The following is a 17506-nucleotide window of genomic DNA, read 5'->3' as shown; positions in this document are numbered from 1 at the left end:
TCGCGCACGGTTGACTGTGCCGCACGCTTCGCAATCGAAAGGCCCACAGCATGACCGAACCCTCCACGTCGCCCCGCCACGATGCACTGGCCTGGGTCGCCGGCAGCGATGCACCGGAAAAGAGCTCGCTCAACCTGGGCTTTCTGCCACTTACCGATGCCGCCTCGCTGATCGTCGCCGCCACCCAGGGCTTCGCCCAGCCCTTCGGCCTGACGCTCAACCTGCACCGCCAGAACTCCTGGTCGGGCCTGCGCGACAAGCTGATCGGCGGTGAACTGGACGCAGCGCACGGCCTGTACGGACTGATATATGCCGTGCACCTGGGAATCGGCGGCAGCCGCGCCGTGGATATGGCGGTGCTCATGGGGCTTGCGCAGAACGGCCAGAGCATCAACCTGTCGACCCCGCTCAAGGCTGCCGGCGTGACCGATCCCGAGGCATTGCGCAACAGCGTGCGCCAAAGCGGTGCACGCCTGACTCTCGCGCATACCTTCCCCACCGGCACCCACGCGCTGTGGCTCTATTACTGGCTGGCCGCCAATGGTATCCACCCGCTGCAGGATGTGCGGACGCTGGTGCTGCCGCCATCGCAGATGGTGGCGTACCTGCAGGCCGGGCGCATCGACGGTTTCTGCGCCGGCGAACCCTGGGGCGCGCAGGCGATCGCCGAGGGGGTCGGCTTCACCCTCGCGACCAGCCAGTCGATATGGCCGGATCATCCGGAAAAGGTGCTCGGCTGCACCCGCGCATTCGTCGAGCAGTACCCCAACACCGCGCGCGCACTGGTGATGGCGGTGCTCGAAGCGAGTCGCTTCATCGACCAGAGCCAGGAAAACCGCCGCAGCACCGCACATCTGATTGCCGGGAGCGAGTATGTCAACGCGCCGCTGGCAGCCATCGAATCACGCTTTCTCGGCTCGTATCAGGATGGGCTGGGCAACGCCTGGAATGACCAACACCCGCTGCGCTTCTTTGCCGATGGCGCGGCGAACATGCCCTACCTGTCCGACGGCCTCTGGTTCATGACCCAGCTGCGGCGCTGGGGCCTGTTGCGCCAGGACCCGGACTACCAGCTGGTTGCAAGCCAGGTGCAACAGATCGAGCTGTACAGACAGGCTGCGGAAGCGCTGGGTATCACCGTGCCGGAGTCGCCCATGCGCAGCGCCACGCTGATGGATGGCAAGACCTGGGACGGCAGCGATCCGGCAGCCTACGCCCGCAGCTTCCCACTGCACGCCATGGCCGATCAGGCCATGGTGGCTGCACTTTGAGCAGGAGATCAGGCATGTTGCGCATCCTGCTGATCGACGACACCCCACGCAAGATCGGGCGCCTGCGAAGCGCGCTGATCGAGGCCGGCTTCGAAGTCATCGATGAATCCGGCCTGACCATCGATCTGCCCGAGCGGGTCGAGACAATTCGCCCGGACGTGGTGCTGATCGACACCGACTCCCCGGGCCGCGATGTGCTGGAACAGGTGGTGCTGGTCAGCCGCGACCAACCACGACCCATCGTCATGTTCACCGACGACAGTGACCCGGACGCCATGCGTCAGGCCATCCGCGCCGGGGTCAGCGCCTATATCGTCGAGGGCATTCAGGCCCAGCGGCTCAAGCCGATCCTCGATGTGGCGATGGCGCGTTTCGAGACCGACCAGGCGATCCGCGCGCAATTGCAGGCCCGCGAGCAGCAACTCGCGGAACGCAAGCGCATCGAGCTGGCCAAGGGCATGCTGATGAAGATGCGCGACTGCAAGGAGGAAGAGGCCTACACCCTGATGCGCCGCCAGGCGATGAGTCGCCAGCAGAAGCTGATCCAGGTCGCCGAGCAGATCATCGCCATGAACGAGCTGCTTGGGCAGTGAGCTGCCCGCCCGCAGTGCAACCGCTCGACAAAACGCACCATCGGCGAGCGTGCTCTCGGTCCCTCGGCATGGACCGTGAGACAGCTGCAACGCCGCCATCCGCCACGACGCGGCGTTCAGCCGAAAGCCTGCAGCAAGCGGCAGGCTGGCAAGCAGCTTGCTAGATGGGCTGGCCGAGCCAACGAAGGCGTCCGGCAAAGACGAAGGCGTCCCTGCACCGCATGTTTCGACATGCCGGTCCGGACGCCTTTTTTGTTGCCCGCGCGGCAGTGCCGCGCGCTCACTTCAGGGATTTGCAGAATGACCATCACCGCGACCTTGGCGATCGCCTGTGCACTGCTGATGCTGGGCCACTATCTGAACGGCATGGCCAGCGCACAACATTCCCGACGCGTAGCGCAGTTGCGCCTGCTGGCAGTTCAGGAAGATCTGGAGATTCTCCGCCTGCTGCAACAGCATCGCGGTCTGGGCGTACAGAGCGAACCCACTGCGGTAGCGCTGCGCTGCGCGCTGGCGACAAGCCTGACGCAACGTCTGCAACAGCGCAGTGCCCTGCCCGATGCGTATTCGATAACCGAAGGCTGGCTGGTTCTGCGCAACAACCCTGCCGATTTCGACGGGCATTGCGCTCTGATCGAAACCCTTATCGATGCGCTTGAGAAGCGGGCGCCGATGTCGAGCAACGAACCCGCCGAAGCCGCTCGCGCCTGCCGCGAACTGGAAGACGTGGCACGCCTGCGCGGCCTCTGCGTCGTCGCCTCGAATCAGGGCGGCTGCACGCCGGCCTTGCAGAAGCGCCTGAAAGCACTCTGTCGGCGCATGGTTACAGACACCGATATGGAGCTGAAGCGGCTGGTCGGCAAGCTGGAGCGCAGCGTGATACATGCAGCCCAACCGAGGCTGAGCCCGCCCGAGTGTTTTGCCCTTGTCACTCCCTTCATCGACGCGCGCCTGCAGTTGATCCGGCAGCGTCTGCAGCACAGTGGCGCACAGGCGCAGCGTGGCTTGCATCGGGCGGGCTGACGGATAGAGGTTGCGGGGCCGGTCTCCGCTCCATTGGCGGCCGGCAAAGCATGGCTACGTGCAGGATCCGCTACACGCGGGTTTCCATTAGAAGCGCCTCGGCCGCAAATGGGGCCGCCCGGTGCCAGCTCATTCGCGGTCAAGACTGCAGCCACGAGCGCGCATCTAACCCCGGCGAAGAACACAACGCTAGAATGCGCGCCTTCTACCGATTACCGAGCGACCCATGGCGCGTCTTACCCTGCATTTCCCGGAAGACCAGTACTGCTTTTCCACCCAGCTCACTGTACGAATCACCGACATCAACGCCGGCAACCATCTGGCCAACGATTCGATGATCTCGATGATTTCCGAGGCGCGGGCGCGCTTCCTGTTCGCCTACGGGGTAGCCGAGACCCGTCAGGATGGCGCCGGGATCATCGTGACCGACCTTGCCACGACCTACAAAGCCGAAGCCCATGCCCGTGATGCGCTGCTGTTCGAGGTCGGGGTGATGGATTTCAACAAGTACGGCGGCGATATCATCTTCCGCATCACCCGCCCTGCCGACGGCACACTGATCGCCATGGCCAAATCCGGTTTCGTCTTCTACGACTATGGCCAAAGCCGCGTCGTCGCCATGCCCGAGGCGTTCGCCGGCAAGTTTCCGCGGGTCAACCGGATCGAATAGGGGCGTCTGCCACAGATTGCAGCAACCGCTGGACATCCTCGCGATGACACAGCTCGGTGCCCGGACGCATTACCGTCGCGGCACCCGCGGCAATGCCCCGGCACACCGCATCCTGTAGCGAGCGCGCCTCGGCCAGCGCCAGCACCATGGCGCCGAGCATGCTGTCACCCGCACCCACTGCGCTTACCACCGGGACATCCGCCGAGGGCAGGCGCCGCAGCTCATCGCCACAGGCGTACAGCGCGCCCTGGGCTCCCAGCGACAACACGACCACTTCGGCGCAGCCCTGAGCGATCAGGCGGCGCAGCGCTGCCTCCTGTTCGGCCTCGCTGGAGATGGGGTAGCCCACAAGGCTGGACAGCTCGTCGAGGCTCGGCTTCATCAGGTATGCACCGCCCTGCCGGGCGGCGCGGCGTAATGGCTCGCCGGACAGATCGACGACCAGCCGCGCACCGATACCGCGCGTCAATGCCAGCAGCTCGTCGTAGAAACCCAGGTTGACGCCGGGTGGAAAGCTGCCGCTCAGCACCACATAGGCCGGCGCTGGCTGCAGCGCTGCGAGGCTGTCGAGGCAACGCTGAAGTTCCTGCGCGGATAGCGTCGGACCGGGCAACACGAAACGGTACTGCAGGCCTGAGCCCAGCTCATCGACAGTGAAGCTCTCGCGGGTATCGCCAGTAATGGATACCGGACGATGCACCAGACCCAGCTCGTCGAGCGAACGTTGCAGCAGATCGCCAAAGGGCCCTCCAGCCGGATAGATGGCGATCGCCCTGCCCCCGAGCGTCTTCACCACCCGCGCCACGTTGATCCCGCCGCCACCCGGGTCGTGGCGCGGCAGCGAACACCGCAGCTTTTCGGTACTGATCACTCGCGGAGTGCTGACGGAAAGGTCCATCGCCGGATTAAGAGTCAGGGTCGCAATCAGGGGCATCGCTCGCTCCTTGGCAAAAGCCGCTCAAGACTAACAGCAAGCGCGCCTTGGGTTTTACGAGATGCCTTGCCCTGATTTGGCGCGCGGTTGCGCGCTATCTGTGCGCTTTGTCGTCGTGCGGCATCTGCTTAGCCACGCCGAACGCACAGAATTGGCGGCCTCCGCAGGCTGGCACGCTAGATGCTAGTTCCGCTTCAGGCAGGCCAACGGCGGTCTGCAATATCACGACAAAGGCGTCGCACCACACCTGCTCCGGCAGGCGTGCTGCGGCGCCTTTTTGTTTTCCGCCTCGACGAGGGGGCGGTCTGAGCAGCCCTAGCGGCCAACGCCGCGTCACGAACGCCCTGGAGCCGATCCAATGAGCACGAGTTTCTGGAAAGCCGGCCACGCGCCGACCTTGTTTGCCTCCTTCCTCTACTTCGACCTTAGTTTCATGGTGTGGTACGTGCTCGGCCCGCTGGGTGTGCAGATTGCCGCCGATCTCGGCCTGACCACCCAGCAACGCGCCTTCATGGTCGCCACGCCGATCCTCGCCGGCGCGGTACTACGTCTGGCGCTGGGCATCCTGGCGGATCGCACATCGCCGAAAACCGCGGGGCTGTTTGGCCAGAGCGTCGTCATCGTCGCGCTGTTCGTCGCCTGGCTGCATGGCATCCACAGCTACGAGCAGGCTTTGCTGCTCGGCCTGTTCCTCGGCATGGCCGGCGCATCCTTTGCCGTCGCGCTGCCGCTGGCCTCACAGTGGTATCCGGCAGAGCACCAGGGCAAGGCGATGGGCATCGCCGGTGCCGGTAACTCCGGCACTGTGCTGGCGGCCCTGTTCGCGCCGGTCCTGGCGGCCATCTTCGGCTGGAACAACGTATTCGGCCTGGCGCTGATCCCGCTGGTCCTCACCCTGATCATCTTCGCCAGCGTGGCGAAGAATGCGCCCAACCGCCCGGCGCCGAAGTCGCTGGCCGATTACATGAAGGCGCTGGGCGACCGCGACAGCTGGTGGTTCATGTTCTTCTACAGCGTGACCTTTGGCGGCTTTCTCGGCCTGGCCAGCACCCTGCCCGGCTATTTCCACGACCAGTACGCCTTCGACCCGGTCAAGGCCGGCTACTACACCGCTGCCTGCGTCTTCGCCGGCAGCCTGCTGCGACCCCTTGGCGGCGCTCTTGCCGACCGCATCGGCGGCATTCGCGCGCTGCTGGTGATGTACACCGTCGCGGCATTCTGTATCGCTGCGGTGGGCTTCAACCTGCCGAGTTCCACAGCAGCCCTTGCACTGTTCGTGGTCGCCATGCTCAGCCTCGGTGCCGGCAATGGAGCGGTGTTCCAGCTGGTGCCGCAGCGTTTCAACAAGGAAATCGGCGTGATGACCGGACTGGTCGGCATGGCCGGCGGTATCGGTGGCTTTCTGCTCACCGCCGGGCTTGGCGCAGTCAAACAATCGACCGGTGACTACCAGTTCGGCCTCTGGCTATTCGCCAGCCTCGGCGTGCTCGCCTGGTTCGGTCTCTATGGCGTCAAGCGTCGCTGGCGCACCACCTGGGGTTCTGCTGCGGTAACCGCGGCGCGGGTGTGATGCCCACGCAGACCCTGCAGGGCGCGAATATTGCTCTGCTGCAGTACGCAGTCATTCGAGAACGACCATGCCCCTGCGATTGAGCTATGGCGAGGCCAGCGCTGCCGGACCGCGCCCGGAAAACCAGGATGCGATACGCATCGTCACCCCGGCGCCCGGGCTGGCAACCGGCAAGGGCTATCTGTTCGCGCTGGCCGATGGCGTCAGCCAGTGCGCCGATGGCGGCCTGGCTGCGCGAGCGACCTTGCAGGCGCTGGCTTTCGACTATTACGCGACGCCGGAGACCTGGGCCGTCGCGCAATCACTCGACCGCGTGCTGGTCGCGCACAACCGCTGGCTGCAGGCCAACGGCGGCAACCAGCCGCTGTTGACCACCCTCACCACACTGGTGCTGCGCGGTCGCCGCTTCACCCTGGCGCATGTTGGCGATTGCCGCGCCTACCGCTGGAACGGCTCCCAGCTCGAGCGACTCAGCGAAGACCATGTCTGGGAGCAGTCGGGCATGCAGCATGTGCTCAAGCGTGCGCTGGGACTGGATCAGCACCTGGTGATGGACTACCTCGACGGCGAGCTGCAAGAAGGCGAAAGCTACCTGCTGCTGAGCGACGGCGTCTGGTCCTGCGTCCCCGAACGCGACATCGCGCATATCCTGCACGATCAACCCGACCTAGGCGCCGCGGCACGGGCGCTGGTCAATCTGGCGCACCAGAGCGGCAGTCAGGACAACGCCAGTGCCTTGCTGCTGCGCGTCGAAGCCCTGCCCGAAGCGGTGCTGGCCGACGCCCTCGCCCAGCTCGATCATTGGCCGTTGCCGCCGAAGCTGCGCCCCGGCCAGCTGTTCGAGGGCTGGCAGGTGAATGCACTGCTGCACGAGTCGCGGCAGTCGCTGATCTATCGGGTGCAAGATGCTCAGGGCCAGGCCTGGCTGCTGAAGACGCTGCCACCCAGCCGGCAGGACGAGGCAGACGCAGGACCGGCGTTGCTCCAGGAAGAATGGTTCATGCGCCGGGTTGCCGGGCGCAACTTCGCCGAACTGCATCCGCTGCCAGAACGCCAACACCTCTATTACGTGCAGCGCGAGTACAGCGGGACGACCCTGGCGCAACGCTTCGAACGAGACGGCCCGCTGCCACTGGCCGATTTGCTGCAGGTCGCCTCCCGGCTGATCCGCGCGGTGGGCATGCTGCATCGGCGCAACATCCTTCATCGTGACATCAAGCCGGAAAACCTGCTGCTGGGTGAGGACGGCGAGCTGCGTATCCTGGATTTCGGCCTGGCGTTCTGCCCCGGGCTGACTCGCGACCTGCCCAATCACCTGCCCGGAACCCCGAGTTTCATTGCCCCGGAGGCATTCACAGGGGCCGAACCCAGCGCAGCGCAGGATCTTTATGCGACCGGCGTGACACTGTATTACCTGCTGACCGGGCACTACCCCTACGGCGAGATCGAAGCCTTCCAGCATCCACGCTTCGGCAACCCGACACCGGCCAGCCGCTATCGCCCGGACGTGCCGACCTGGCTGGAGGAAAGTCTCGCCCGCGTGCTAGCGGTCGATCCACGACAGCGTTTCGAAACCGCCGAGCAATGGCTGCTTGAGCTGGAACAGGGCGAACAGCGCAGCGCCAGCCTTCGGCTGCGCCCCCTGCTCGAACGTGAGCCGCTCAAGGTATGGCGCGGCATGGCGCTGTTGTCGCTGCTACTCAACCTGCTGCTGGTCGTGCTGCTGATAAAAGGCGCTTGACGCTCAGCGACGGGTAATCAGCCCCTGGCGCGCCACCCGGGTCAGCTCGCACACGCATTCTTCCAGGCGCTCAGCGGTCGGTGCCTGAATCACGGCCAGATCGAAGCTGTCGGTGGCAAAACGCGCCAGCGACTCGTCGGCCGTGGCGAACTGGATAAGCAGGGCGCGGGATTTGCGATGACGTCGCGGCCAACCTTCGAGGTAGCGCAACAGAGATGGCTGGTGAGTACCGCCGAGGAGGATTTTCGGATTGCTGGGGTGTAGGCCGCTGGTGATCGGGGCCAGGCGCAACTGGGCGTGCTTTGCGTTCATTGATTCAACTTCCGCCTCGAGGATTCCGCTGGGCAGCGGTGGGAGGCGACACCGGAACCAGCGCTTTAGCGGTATTTCGAAGCCATCGGCTCCAGGCGCCCCGCAAGTAGCTGACTAAATCGGCGCATGGGCGAAACTTTAGAAAGCTGGCCGCAGCCTGTCAACGGCGTTTTTGGAGTCGCTTCGATGGCGATTCGCACCATCAGGGCGCAAGCCGCTGCATATCAGTGCAACGATGCTCCGCGGCCAACGCCCCATCAACCGCTCAAGCCCTTGAAAATTGGTGTATTTGCAAATTGGCATAACCTCTGCAAAGCAGAACCTCGAAGAATCATTACGACCTGACCCTCAACGTGGAGCGGCAGGTCTCCCGACAGAGCGGGACACGGACAAAGGCGTCCTCACTGGGTAACCGGTGGGACGCCTTTTTTGTTGTTGAAAAATTTCGAGCAGGCCGGACGGCAGCTGGCACGGAGAACGGGCATGAAGAAACTCAAACTGGTAATGATCGGCAACGGCATGGCCGGCGTGCGGACCCTTGAGGAACTGCTCAAGCTCACCAACGAGCTCTATGACATCACGGTGTTCGGCGCCGAGCCACATCCCAACTACAACCGCATCCTGCTCTCCCCGGTGCTGGCCGGCGAACAGCAGTTCGAAGAGATCGTGCTCAACGACCTGAACTGGTACGCCGAGAACGGCATCCGCCTCATGCTCAACCGCAAGGTGGTGAAGATTGACCGGGTCAAACGCCGGGTGATCGCCGATGACGGCAGCGAGGCGGAATACGACCGCTTGCTCATCGCCACCGGCTCCAACCCGTTCATCCTGCCGATTCCCGGCAAGGACCTGCAGGGCGTAATCGGCTACCGCGACATTGCCGACACCCAAGTGATGATGGAAACCGCCAAGACCCACAAACACGCGGTGGTCATCGGCGGCGGCCTGCTCGGCCTGGAAGCGGCCAACGGCCTAAAGCTGCGGGGCATGGACGTCACCGTGGTGCACATCGGTGACTGGCTGATGGAGCGCCAGCTCGACAAGACTGCCGGCACCCTGCTGCAGAGCGCGCTGGAAAGCCGTGGCCTGAAGTTTCTCCTGCCCAAGCACACCGCCGAACTGCTCGACAACGGCGAAGGCCGGGTATGCGCGGTCAAGTTCAAGGACGGCGACGTGATCCCCGCCGACTTGGTGGTGATGGCCGCCGGCATCCGCCCCAACAGCGAACTGGCCGAACAGGCCGGCATCCCGTGCAATCGCGGCATTCTGGTCAACGACACCCTGCAGACCTACGACCCGCGCATCTACGCCGTCGGCGAATGCGCTAACCATCGCGGCACCGCCTATGGCCTGGTCGCACCGCTGTTCGAACAGGCCAAGGTCTGCGCCAACCACCTGGCCATGCTCGGCTTTTCCCGCTATCTGGGCTCGGTGACTTCGACCAAGCTCAAGGTCACCGGCATCGACCTGTTCTCGGCCGGCGATTTCATCGGCGGCGATGGCACCGAGACCATCACCCTCTCCGACCCCATCGGCGGCGTCTACAAGAAGCTGGTGATCAAGGACGACGTACTGGTCGGCGCCTGCCTGTATGGCGACACCGCCGACGGCGGCTGGTACTTCCGCCAGGTGCGCGAAGGCCAGAACGTGGGCCAGATACGCGACCATTTGATGTTCGGCGAAGGCGCCATCGGCGACGCTGGCCACCAGGGCCAGAGCAAGGCCATGTCCATGCCCGACGATATGGAAGTGTGCGGCTGCAATGGCGTGTGCAAGGGCACCATCGTCAAGGCGATCCAGGAACACGGGCTGTTCTCGGTGGACGAGGTGAAAAAGCACACCAAGGCCGCCAGCTCTTGCGGCTCCTGTGCCGGGCTGGTCGAACAGATCCTGATCAACACCGTCGGCGGCGCCGCCGACGTCAAGCCGAAGAGCGAGAAGGCCATCTGTGGCTGCAGCGACCTTAAACACGGCCAGGTGCGCAAGGCCATTCGCGAGCACCACTTGACCAGCATTCCGGCGGCCATGGCCTTCATGGAATGGCGCACGCCGAACGGCTGCGCCACCTGCCGTCCGGCGCTGAACTACTACCTGATCTCCACCTGGCCGGGCGAGGCCAAGGACGATCCGCAATCGCGCTTCATCAACGAGCGCGCCCACGCCAACATCCAGAAGGACGGCACCTACTCCGTCGTGCCGCGCATGTGGGGCGGCGTCACCAACGCCTCCGAGCTGCGCCGCATCGCCGACGTGGCGGACAAGTACCAGGTGCCAATGGTCAAGGTCACCGGCGGCCAGCGCATCGACCTGCTGGGCATCAGGAAGGAAGACCTGCCGGGCGTGTGGAAGGATCTGGACATGCCCTCCGGCCACGCCTACGGCAAATCCATCCGTACCGTGAAAACCTGCGTCGGCAGCGAGTTCTGCCGCTTCGGCACGCAGAACAGCACGCAGATGGGCATCGACCTGGAACACGCGCTGTTCAACATGTGGTCGCCGCACAAGGTCAAGCTGGCCGTTTCCGGCTGCCCGCGCAACTGCGCCGAATCCGGCATCAAGGACGTCGGCATCATCGGTGTGGACTCCGGCTGGGAGCTGTACATCGGCGGCAACGGCGGCATCAAGACCGAGGCCGGCGAGTTCTTTGTCAAGGTGAAGAGCGCCGAGGAGGTCATGGAATACAGCCTGGCGTTCCTCCAGCTCTACCGCGAGGAAGCCTTCTACCTCGAGCGCACCGTGCACTACATGCAGCGCGTCGGCATGGATCACATCAAGAAGGCCGTGCTGGACGACGCCGAGCGACGCAAGGCGCTGCATCAGCGGCTGTTGTTCTCGCTCTCCTTCGAGCAGGACCCGTGGCAGGAGCAACTTTCCAAGCCGCAGCTGAAGAAGGAATTCGACCGCATCGCCGTCAAGCAGCTGGAAAACGCCTGAGAACTTGATCTGGAGGGACACCGCATGAACTGGCTCGATATCTGCGCACTGGATGAGATCAACCCGCTCGGCTCGCGCATCATCGCCGGCCCCAAGGGCGACATCGCGATCTTCCGCACCTCGGACGATCAGGTCTTCGCCCTCGACGACCGCTGCCCACACAAGGGCGGCCCGCTTTCGCAGGGGATCGTCTACGGCAAGCAGGTCGCCTGCCCGCTGCATAACTGGCAGATCGACCTGCAAAGCGGCGAAGCACTAGCGCCCGACGTCGGCTGCGCCCACCGCCACGAGGCGCGCGTCGAGAATGGTCGCGTGCAGCTTTCGCTTAACCAGCGCAAGGAATGCGCGGCCTGAACACACCGCAGTTGACCAGCACCTTTTCCCAGGAGACGACGCCATGCGTATGACAACCGCCTCGACCTGCTGCTACTGCGGTGTCGGCTGTGGCGTGCTGATCGAGCACGACGGCGAGCGCATCCTCGATGTGGCCGGCGACCCCAGCCATCCGGCCAACTTCGGCAAGCTGTGCAGCAAGGGCTCGACCCTGCACCTGACCGGCGATCTGGACGCTCGCGCGCTCTACCCCGAGCTGCGTCTGGGCAAGGGCCTGGCGCGCAGCCGTACCGACTGGGACAGTGCCCTGGAGCACGCGGCCAGGGTATTCGCCGAGACCATCCGCGAGCACGGCCCGGACAGCATCGCCTTCTATGTCTCCGGCCAGCTGCTGACCGAGGACTACTACGCCTTCAACAAACTGGCCCGTGCCCTAGTCGGCACCAACAACCTGGATTCCAACTCGCGGCTGTGCATGTCCTCGGCGGTGGTCGGCTACAAGCGCAGCCTGGGCGCGGACGCCCCACCATGCAGCTACGAGGACATCGAGCAGGCCGACTGCCTGCTGATCGTCGGCAGCAACATGGCCTATGCGCATCCGGTGCTGTTCCGCCGTCTGGAGGAAGCCAAGGCGAAGCGACCGGAGATGACCATCATCGTCGTCGACCCGCGGCGCACCGACACCAGCGAGCTGGCCGACCTGCACCTGCCGATCCTGCCGGGCACCGATGTCGCGCTGTTCCACGGGCTGCTGCATATCCTCATGTGGGAAGGCTGGATCGACCGCCGCTTCATCGACGCCCATACCGAAGGCTTCGATGCGCTGAAAAGCCTGGTGCGCGATTACACCCCGGCGATGGTCGCCGACCTCTGCGGCATCTCTGTAGATGATCTGCAAACCTGTGCACGGCTGATTGGAAAACCCAGGGCGCGCAGGAGCGTCGCGAGCGAAGGGGCGGCAAGGCAAAAAACGGCGAGGGAGCGGAGTTTACATGCAGTAAATGAGCATCCCGAGCCGGTTTTTAACGCGGCCGCACCGAGTGCAGCAGCTCCTGCGCGTCATGGGGCGCCGAGCTTTCTAAGCCTGTGGTGCATGGGGCTGAATCAGTCCACTGCCGGCAGCGCCAAGAACAGCGCGCTGATCAATTTGCACCTGGCCACCGGGCAGATCGGCAAGCCGGGCGCCGGGCCTTTCTCGCTCACCGGCCAACCGAACGCCATGGGCGGTCGTGAGACCGGCAGCCTGTCCAATCTGCTGCCCGGTCACCGCGAAGCGGCCAACGCCGAACACCGTGCCGAAGTCGCGGACTACTGGGGCGTCGAGCAGCTGCCAAAACAGCCTGGCCTGTCCGCCATCGAGCTGTTCGAGGCGGTGCGCGCCGGCAAGATCAAGGCGCTGTGGATCGCCTGCACTAACCCGGCTCAGTCGCTGCCGGACCAGCAGAAAGTCCATGAGGGCTTGGCCGCCTGCCCCTTCGTCGTGGTGCAGGAAGCCTTCTTCACCACCGAAACCTGCCGCCACGCCGACCTTCTGCTGCCGGCCGCGAGCTGGGGCGAGAAGGAAGGCACCGTGACCAACTCCGAGCGTCGTATCAGCCACGTGCGCCGCGCCGTGCCGGCCCCAGGCGAAGCCCGTGCGGACTGGGCGATCACCTGCGATTTCGCCCGACGCCTGGAACGTCACCTGCGCCCCGGCCAGCCGAGCCTGTTCACTTTCGAGAATGCCGAAGCGCTGTTCGAGGAGTACAAGCCGCTCACCGCCGCCCGCGATCTGGACTACAGCGGCCTGAGCTACGCACTGATCGATACCCTCGGTCCGCAGCAATGGCCGTTTCCGCCAGGCAGCGAACAAGGCACCGCGCGGCTTTATGATGACGGTGTGTTTCCCACTGCCAATGGCCGCGCCCGTTTCATCGCCGAGCACTACCAGGCGCCGAAGGAAAAGCGCGAGGCGCGCTATCCGCTCACGCTCAATACCGGCCGGCTACGCGACCAGTGGCACGGCATGAGCCGCACTGGCACCGCGGCGCGGCTGTTCGGCCATGTCGAAGAAGCGTTGCTCGGAATGAACGCTGATGACATGCGCCGCCGGCGTCTGCTGGACGGCCAGCTGGTGAAGGTGAAGAGCCGGCGCGGCAGCCTGATCCTGCCGGTACAGAAGGACGACAGCCTGCGTGCCGGCCAGGCGTTCCTGCCGATGCACTGGGGTGATCGCTTTCTCAAGGGGCTGGGCTGCAACATGCTGACCCTGGCCAGCGTCGACTCCCTGTCGAAACAGCCGGAACTCAAGCATGCCGGCATCGAAGTGGAACAGGTCGAACTGCCCTGGCAGTTCTTCGCGCTGGTTGAGGGCGATGTGCAGCGACGCTTCGAGGCGCTGCGGCCATTGTTCGAAACCTTCGACTACGCCAGTTTCAGCCTCGGCGGGCGCGAACGCTCGGCGTTGCTGATCCGCGCCGCCCGGAATGCGGCGCCAACGGCTGCCGAGCTGGACACCATCGACAGCCTGCTCGGCCTCGACGAAGGCCCGGTGCTGGCCTATGACGACCCGCGTCGCGCGGTCGGCAAGCGCGTACGCATCGAGGAAGGCCGTATCGTCGCGTTGCGCCTGGCCGGCGAGACCGCCGCCCGGCAGTGGCTGCGCGGACTCTGGGAAAGCGGCAGCGCCGACGCCGAACTGCGTCGCTGGCTGCTGGCTCCACTCAGCGCGCCACCTGGCGGCGCAACCATCAGCACCGACCGTATTCTGTGCAACTGCATGAACGTCAGCCAGAGCAAGGTCCGTGCAGGCATCGAGCACGGTCTCGATCTGACCGGCCTCAAGCAGGAGCTCGGCTGCGGCACCAGCTGTGGCTCCTGCGTACCCGAAATCAAGCGTCTGCTGGCCAGCCAGCCGGAACGCGCACTTCTCTGATACCAACCAAGACGAGGATTACCCCATGAGCGCAAAAGTCTGGCTGGTAGGCGCCGGCCCTGGCGATCCGGAACTGCTGACTCTCAAGGCCGTGCGCGCGCTGGGCGAGGCACAGGTGGTGATGATCGATGACCTGGTCAACCCCGCCGTGCTCGAACACTGCCCGAACGCTCGCATCATCCCGGTGGGCAAGCGCGGCGGCTGCCGCTCCACACCGCAAGCCTTCATCCACCGTCTGATGCTGCGTTACGCCCGCCAGGGCAAGTGCGTGGTGCGCCTCAAGGGTGGCGATCCGTGCATCTTCGGCCGCGGTGGCGAAGAAGCCGAATGGCTGTCGGCACGCGGGATCGAGGTCGAACTGGTGAACGGCATCACCGCCGGCCTGGCCGGCGCCACGCAATGCGGCATCTCGCTGACCCAGCGCGGCGTAGCCCGCGGCGTCACCCTGGTAACAGCGCACACGCTCGACGACAGCAGTCCGGAATGGCAGGCGCTGGCGAAAAGCGGCACCACGCTGGTGGTGTACATGGGTGTGAGCAAGCTGGAACAGGTGCAGGCCGGGCTGTTGGAGGGCGGACTTTCCGCCGGTACACCAGTGGCGATGATCGAGAACGCCTCTCTGCCGCAGCAACGCGAATGCCGTTCGAGCCTCGCCGGCATGTGCCGCGATGCCTTGGCCTTCAAGCTGAAGAGCCCGGCGATCCTGGTGATCGGCGAAGTGGCCGCACATGCTGCGTTCCAGGCGGTAAGCCAGAGCGCCTGACCGTAGCTGACCGCCGTACCAAAACACCCGTAAAAAAAAACCGCGGCCCCAGGGCCGCGGTTTTCGTTACTGCGTGATCATCACGCTTTCTGACGCAGCTTCTCCGGTTTGATCAGGAAGCGAGCCAGGGCCGGCAGCAGCCAGATCGCGCCGACCATGTTCCAGAGGAACATGAAGGTCAGCATCAGACCCATGTCGGCCTGGAACTTAATCGCCGAGAACACCCAGGTCACCACACCAATCGCCAGGCAGACGCCGGTGAAGATCACCGCCTTGCCGGTGGACTTCAGCGTCTGGTAGTAGGCTTCCTGCAGGGTCATGCCCTGGCGCAGGAACGACTCCAGACGGCTGTAGATGTAGATGCCGTAGTCCACACCGATACCTACACCCAGTGCGATCACCGGCAGCGTCGCCACCTTCACCCCGATGCCCATGAAGGCCATCAGCGCGTTACCGAGGATCGATGTCAGCACCAGCGGCAGGATCACGCAGAGCGTGGCCGCCAGCGAACGGAAGGTCAGCAGGCACATGATACTCACGGCCAGGTAGACGGCGATCAGCATGGTGGTTTCCGACGCCGCGATGACCTCATTGGTGGCCGCTTCGATACCGGCGTTACCTGCCGCCAGTACGAACTCCAGTCCTTCGCGGTTGTTCTCCTCGGCAAACTCCTTCGCCGCGGCGACCACGTGTTCCAGCGTCTCGGCCTTATGGTCGTTGAGGAACACCAGTACCGGTGCCAGCGAGCAGTCGCTGTTGTACATACCTTCGGCACGGGCGATGGAGTTGTTCAGCACATGCTGGTTACGCGAAAGCGTTTCCCATTTCAGGCTGCCCTCGTTCATGCCCTTGATGCCCTGGCGCGCCACCGACACCATCGACACCGCCGACTGCACGCCCTCGGTGTTCTGCATCTTCCACATCAGCTCGTCCATGGCGGCGAGCGTGTCGTAGTGCGAACAGCCTTCCGGCGCGGTCTTGACCATCACTACCAGCACGTCGGAACTGGTCGAGTAGTTGCGGATGACGAAGTCATTGTCCAGGTTGTAGCGCGAATCCGGATGCAGCTCCGGCGCGCCCTGATCAAGGTCGCCGATCTTCAGGTTCTGGCCGTACCAGAGGCCACCCGCCAGCGCGACCACGGCGATAGTGATGGAGATCGGTGCCACCTTCGGGCTGGCGAAATTCGACAGCGCGCGCCAGAACGGATGATCGCGCGAGGCTTCTTCGCGGGCCTGCTTGATCGCCCGCTGACTGATGCCCATGTAGGAAATCGCCACCGGCAGCAGGATCAGGTTGGTCAGGATGATCACCGCCACGCCCAGCGAAGCACCGATGGCCAGCTCGCGGATCACGCCGATATCGATCAGCAGCAGGGTAACGAAACCCACCGCATCCGATAGCAACGCCACCATGCCGGGGATGAACAGCTGACGGAATGCCATGCGCGCCGCCGTCACCGGGTCTTCGGTATAGCCGGAGGCCATGGCGATGCCGTTGATCTTCTGTACGCCGTGGGAGATACCAATGGCAAACACCAGGAATGGCACCAGCATCGAGTACGGATCGAGCCCGAAGCCCAGGGTGTGCAACAGGCCGAGCTGCCAGGTCACGGCGATCAGCGTGGTGATCAACACCGCGATGGTGCTCTTCAGACAACGGGTAAACCACAGCAGCAGGGCAAAGGTGATGCCGATGGCTACGATGAAGAAGAGCGCAACACCGACCAGCCCGTCGATCAGGTCACCGACCTTCTTGGCGAAGCCGATGATGTGAATCTCCACATTCGGGTTCTGCGCCTCGTACTTGTCGCGAATCTTCTCTTCCAGCTCGTGGGAGAACTTCTGGTAGTCCAGCTTGATCTGCTTGCTGCGATCTTCCGGATCCGAGTAGGACTCCATCAGCGGCACGTCGATGATGCTGGACTTGAAGTCATTGGCGACCAGACGCCCGACCTGACCGGACTTGAGAATGTTGCTGCGAAGGTCATCGAGACTTTCCGGCGACCCGTCATAGGTCTGCGGAATGACCTCACCGCCGGCGAAGCCTTGCTCTGTCACCTCGGTCCAGCGAACGCTGGGACTCCAAAGCGACTTCATGTTGGAGCGATCGACACCTTGGATATAGAACACTTCGTCATGAATCTGCCGCAGCGTTTCCATGTAGTCCTTGGCGAAGATGTCACCATCTTTTGCTGCCACGGAGATCCGCACCGTGTTGCCGAGGTTGGCCAGATCATTCTGGTGCTCGAGCATCTTCTGGATATACGGATGCCCCAGCGGAATCATCTTCTCGAAGCTGGTCTGCGGCCGAACCTGGGCCGCCTGATAGAAGAGAAATGCGCTGATCAGCAGGCAGAGTACGACGACTGCCGGCCGGTTGTTGAAGATCAGGCGCTCGAGGAACGACGCCGGCTTCTGGTGGTGCTTGGTCATGCAGACTCTCCCG

The 17506-nt window shown here is 64.1% G+C and carries 13 protein-coding genes; 10 read left to right on the top strand and 3 right to left on the bottom strand.

Annotation, left to right across the window (positions count from 1 at the left end; all coding sequences use genetic code 11):
• Nucleotides 1-50: 50 nt before the first annotated feature.
• The 4 genes from IEG05_RS12150 to IEG05_RS12135 all read left to right on the top strand — a co-directional run bounded on the left by IEG05_RS12150 (nucleotide 51) and on the right by IEG05_RS12135 (nucleotide 3557).
• Nucleotides 51-1271, top strand: coding sequence for a CmpA/NrtA family ABC transporter substrate-binding protein (locus tag IEG05_RS12150; protein WP_191122113.1), 1221 nt, complete (start codon nucleotides 51-53; stop codon nucleotides 1269-1271).
• A 14-nt stretch (nucleotides 1272-1285) separates the two neighbouring features.
• The gene (locus tag IEG05_RS12145; RefSeq protein WP_023445173.1) at nucleotides 1286-1864 is read left to right on the top strand and encodes an ANTAR domain-containing response regulator; all 579 of its coding nucleotides are present in this window, start codon (nucleotides 1286-1288) and stop codon (nucleotides 1862-1864) included.
• A gap of 300 nt (nucleotides 1865-2164) precedes the next feature.
• Nucleotides 2165-2887: a hypothetical protein gene (locus IEG05_RS12140; RefSeq protein ID WP_191122112.1), complete on the top strand. Its 723-nt coding sequence runs from the start codon at nucleotides 2165-2167 to the stop codon at nucleotides 2885-2887.
• A gap of 226 nt (nucleotides 2888-3113) precedes the next feature.
• On the top strand, nucleotides 3114-3557 hold the full coding sequence (locus IEG05_RS12135; RefSeq protein ID WP_125896455.1) for a thioesterase family protein: 444 nt from the start codon (nucleotides 3114-3116) through the stop codon (nucleotides 3555-3557).
• Here IEG05_RS12135 and IEG05_RS12130 read toward each other — a convergent pair.
• Nucleotides 3541-4491 carry a 1-phosphofructokinase family hexose kinase gene (locus IEG05_RS12130; protein WP_191122111.1) on the bottom strand — a complete coding sequence of 317 codons (951 nt, stop codon included), beginning with the start codon at nucleotides 4489-4491 and terminating at the stop codon, nucleotides 3541-3543. The two genes, IEG05_RS12135 and IEG05_RS12130, sit on opposite strands and share 17 nt — an antisense overlap.
• Nucleotides 4492-4849: 358 nt before the next feature.
• Here IEG05_RS12130 and IEG05_RS12125 point away from each other — a divergent pair, with 358 nt between their 5' ends.
• Nucleotides 4850-6061, top strand: coding sequence for a nitrate/nitrite transporter (locus IEG05_RS12125; RefSeq protein WP_014820706.1), 1212 nt, complete (start codon nucleotides 4850-4852; stop codon nucleotides 6059-6061).
• Nucleotides 6062-6128: 67 nt separating this feature from the next.
• Nucleotides 6129-7802, top strand: coding sequence for a bifunctional protein-serine/threonine kinase/phosphatase (locus IEG05_RS12120; protein ID WP_044315122.1), 1674 nt, complete (start codon nucleotides 6129-6131; stop codon nucleotides 7800-7802).
• A 3-nt stretch (nucleotides 7803-7805) separates the two neighbouring features.
• Here the strand turns inward: IEG05_RS12120 and IEG05_RS12115 are convergent, their stop codons facing one another.
• Nucleotides 7806-8114 carry a class I SAM-dependent methyltransferase gene (locus IEG05_RS12115; RefSeq protein ID WP_191122110.1) on the bottom strand — a complete coding sequence of 103 codons (309 nt, stop codon included), beginning with the start codon at nucleotides 8112-8114 and terminating at the stop codon, nucleotides 7806-7808.
• Nucleotides 8115-8597: 483 nt separating this feature from the next.
• On the opposite strand from IEG05_RS12115, the gene nirB reads away from it, so the two are divergent.
• The 4 genes from nirB to cobA are packed head-to-tail and all read left to right on the top strand — an operon-like array spanning nucleotide 8598 to nucleotide 15058.
• Nucleotides 8598-11048 (top strand): nitrite reductase large subunit NirB, encoded by a 2451-nt coding sequence (gene nirB, locus IEG05_RS12110; RefSeq protein ID WP_191122109.1) that lies wholly within the window; start codon nucleotides 8598-8600, stop codon nucleotides 11046-11048.
• A 24-nt stretch (nucleotides 11049-11072) separates the two neighbouring features.
• Nucleotides 11073-11402, top strand: a complete 330-nt coding sequence (gene nirD, locus IEG05_RS12105) for a nitrite reductase small subunit NirD (protein WP_014820710.1) — start codon at nucleotides 11073-11075, stop codon at nucleotides 11400-11402.
• Nucleotides 11403-11445: 43 nt separating this feature from the next.
• Complete coding sequence (locus tag IEG05_RS12100) at nucleotides 11446-14295, top strand: nitrate reductase (protein WP_191122108.1); 2850 nt, start codon at nucleotides 11446-11448, stop codon at nucleotides 14293-14295.
• A gap of 25 nt (nucleotides 14296-14320) precedes the next feature.
• Nucleotides 14321-15058, top strand: coding sequence for a uroporphyrinogen-III C-methyltransferase (gene cobA / locus IEG05_RS12095; RefSeq protein WP_041014338.1), 738 nt, complete (start codon nucleotides 14321-14323; stop codon nucleotides 15056-15058).
• 80 nt (nucleotides 15059-15138) lie between these two features.
• Here cobA and IEG05_RS12090 read toward each other — a convergent pair whose 3' ends face one another.
• Complete coding sequence (locus IEG05_RS12090; protein ID WP_191122107.1) at nucleotides 15139-17493, bottom strand: efflux RND transporter permease subunit; 2355 nt, start codon at nucleotides 17491-17493, stop codon at nucleotides 15139-15141.
• Nucleotides 17494-17506 lie beyond the last annotated feature (13 nt).

The sequence above is a fragment of the Stutzerimonas kunmingensis genome (assembly GCF_014764705.1).
In the GTDB taxonomy this organism is placed as follows: Bacteria; Pseudomonadota; Gammaproteobacteria; order Pseudomonadales; family Pseudomonadaceae; genus Stutzerimonas.
Note: the sequence above shows the minus strand (reverse complement) of the source record. Positions and strands in the feature narration are given on the sequence as shown.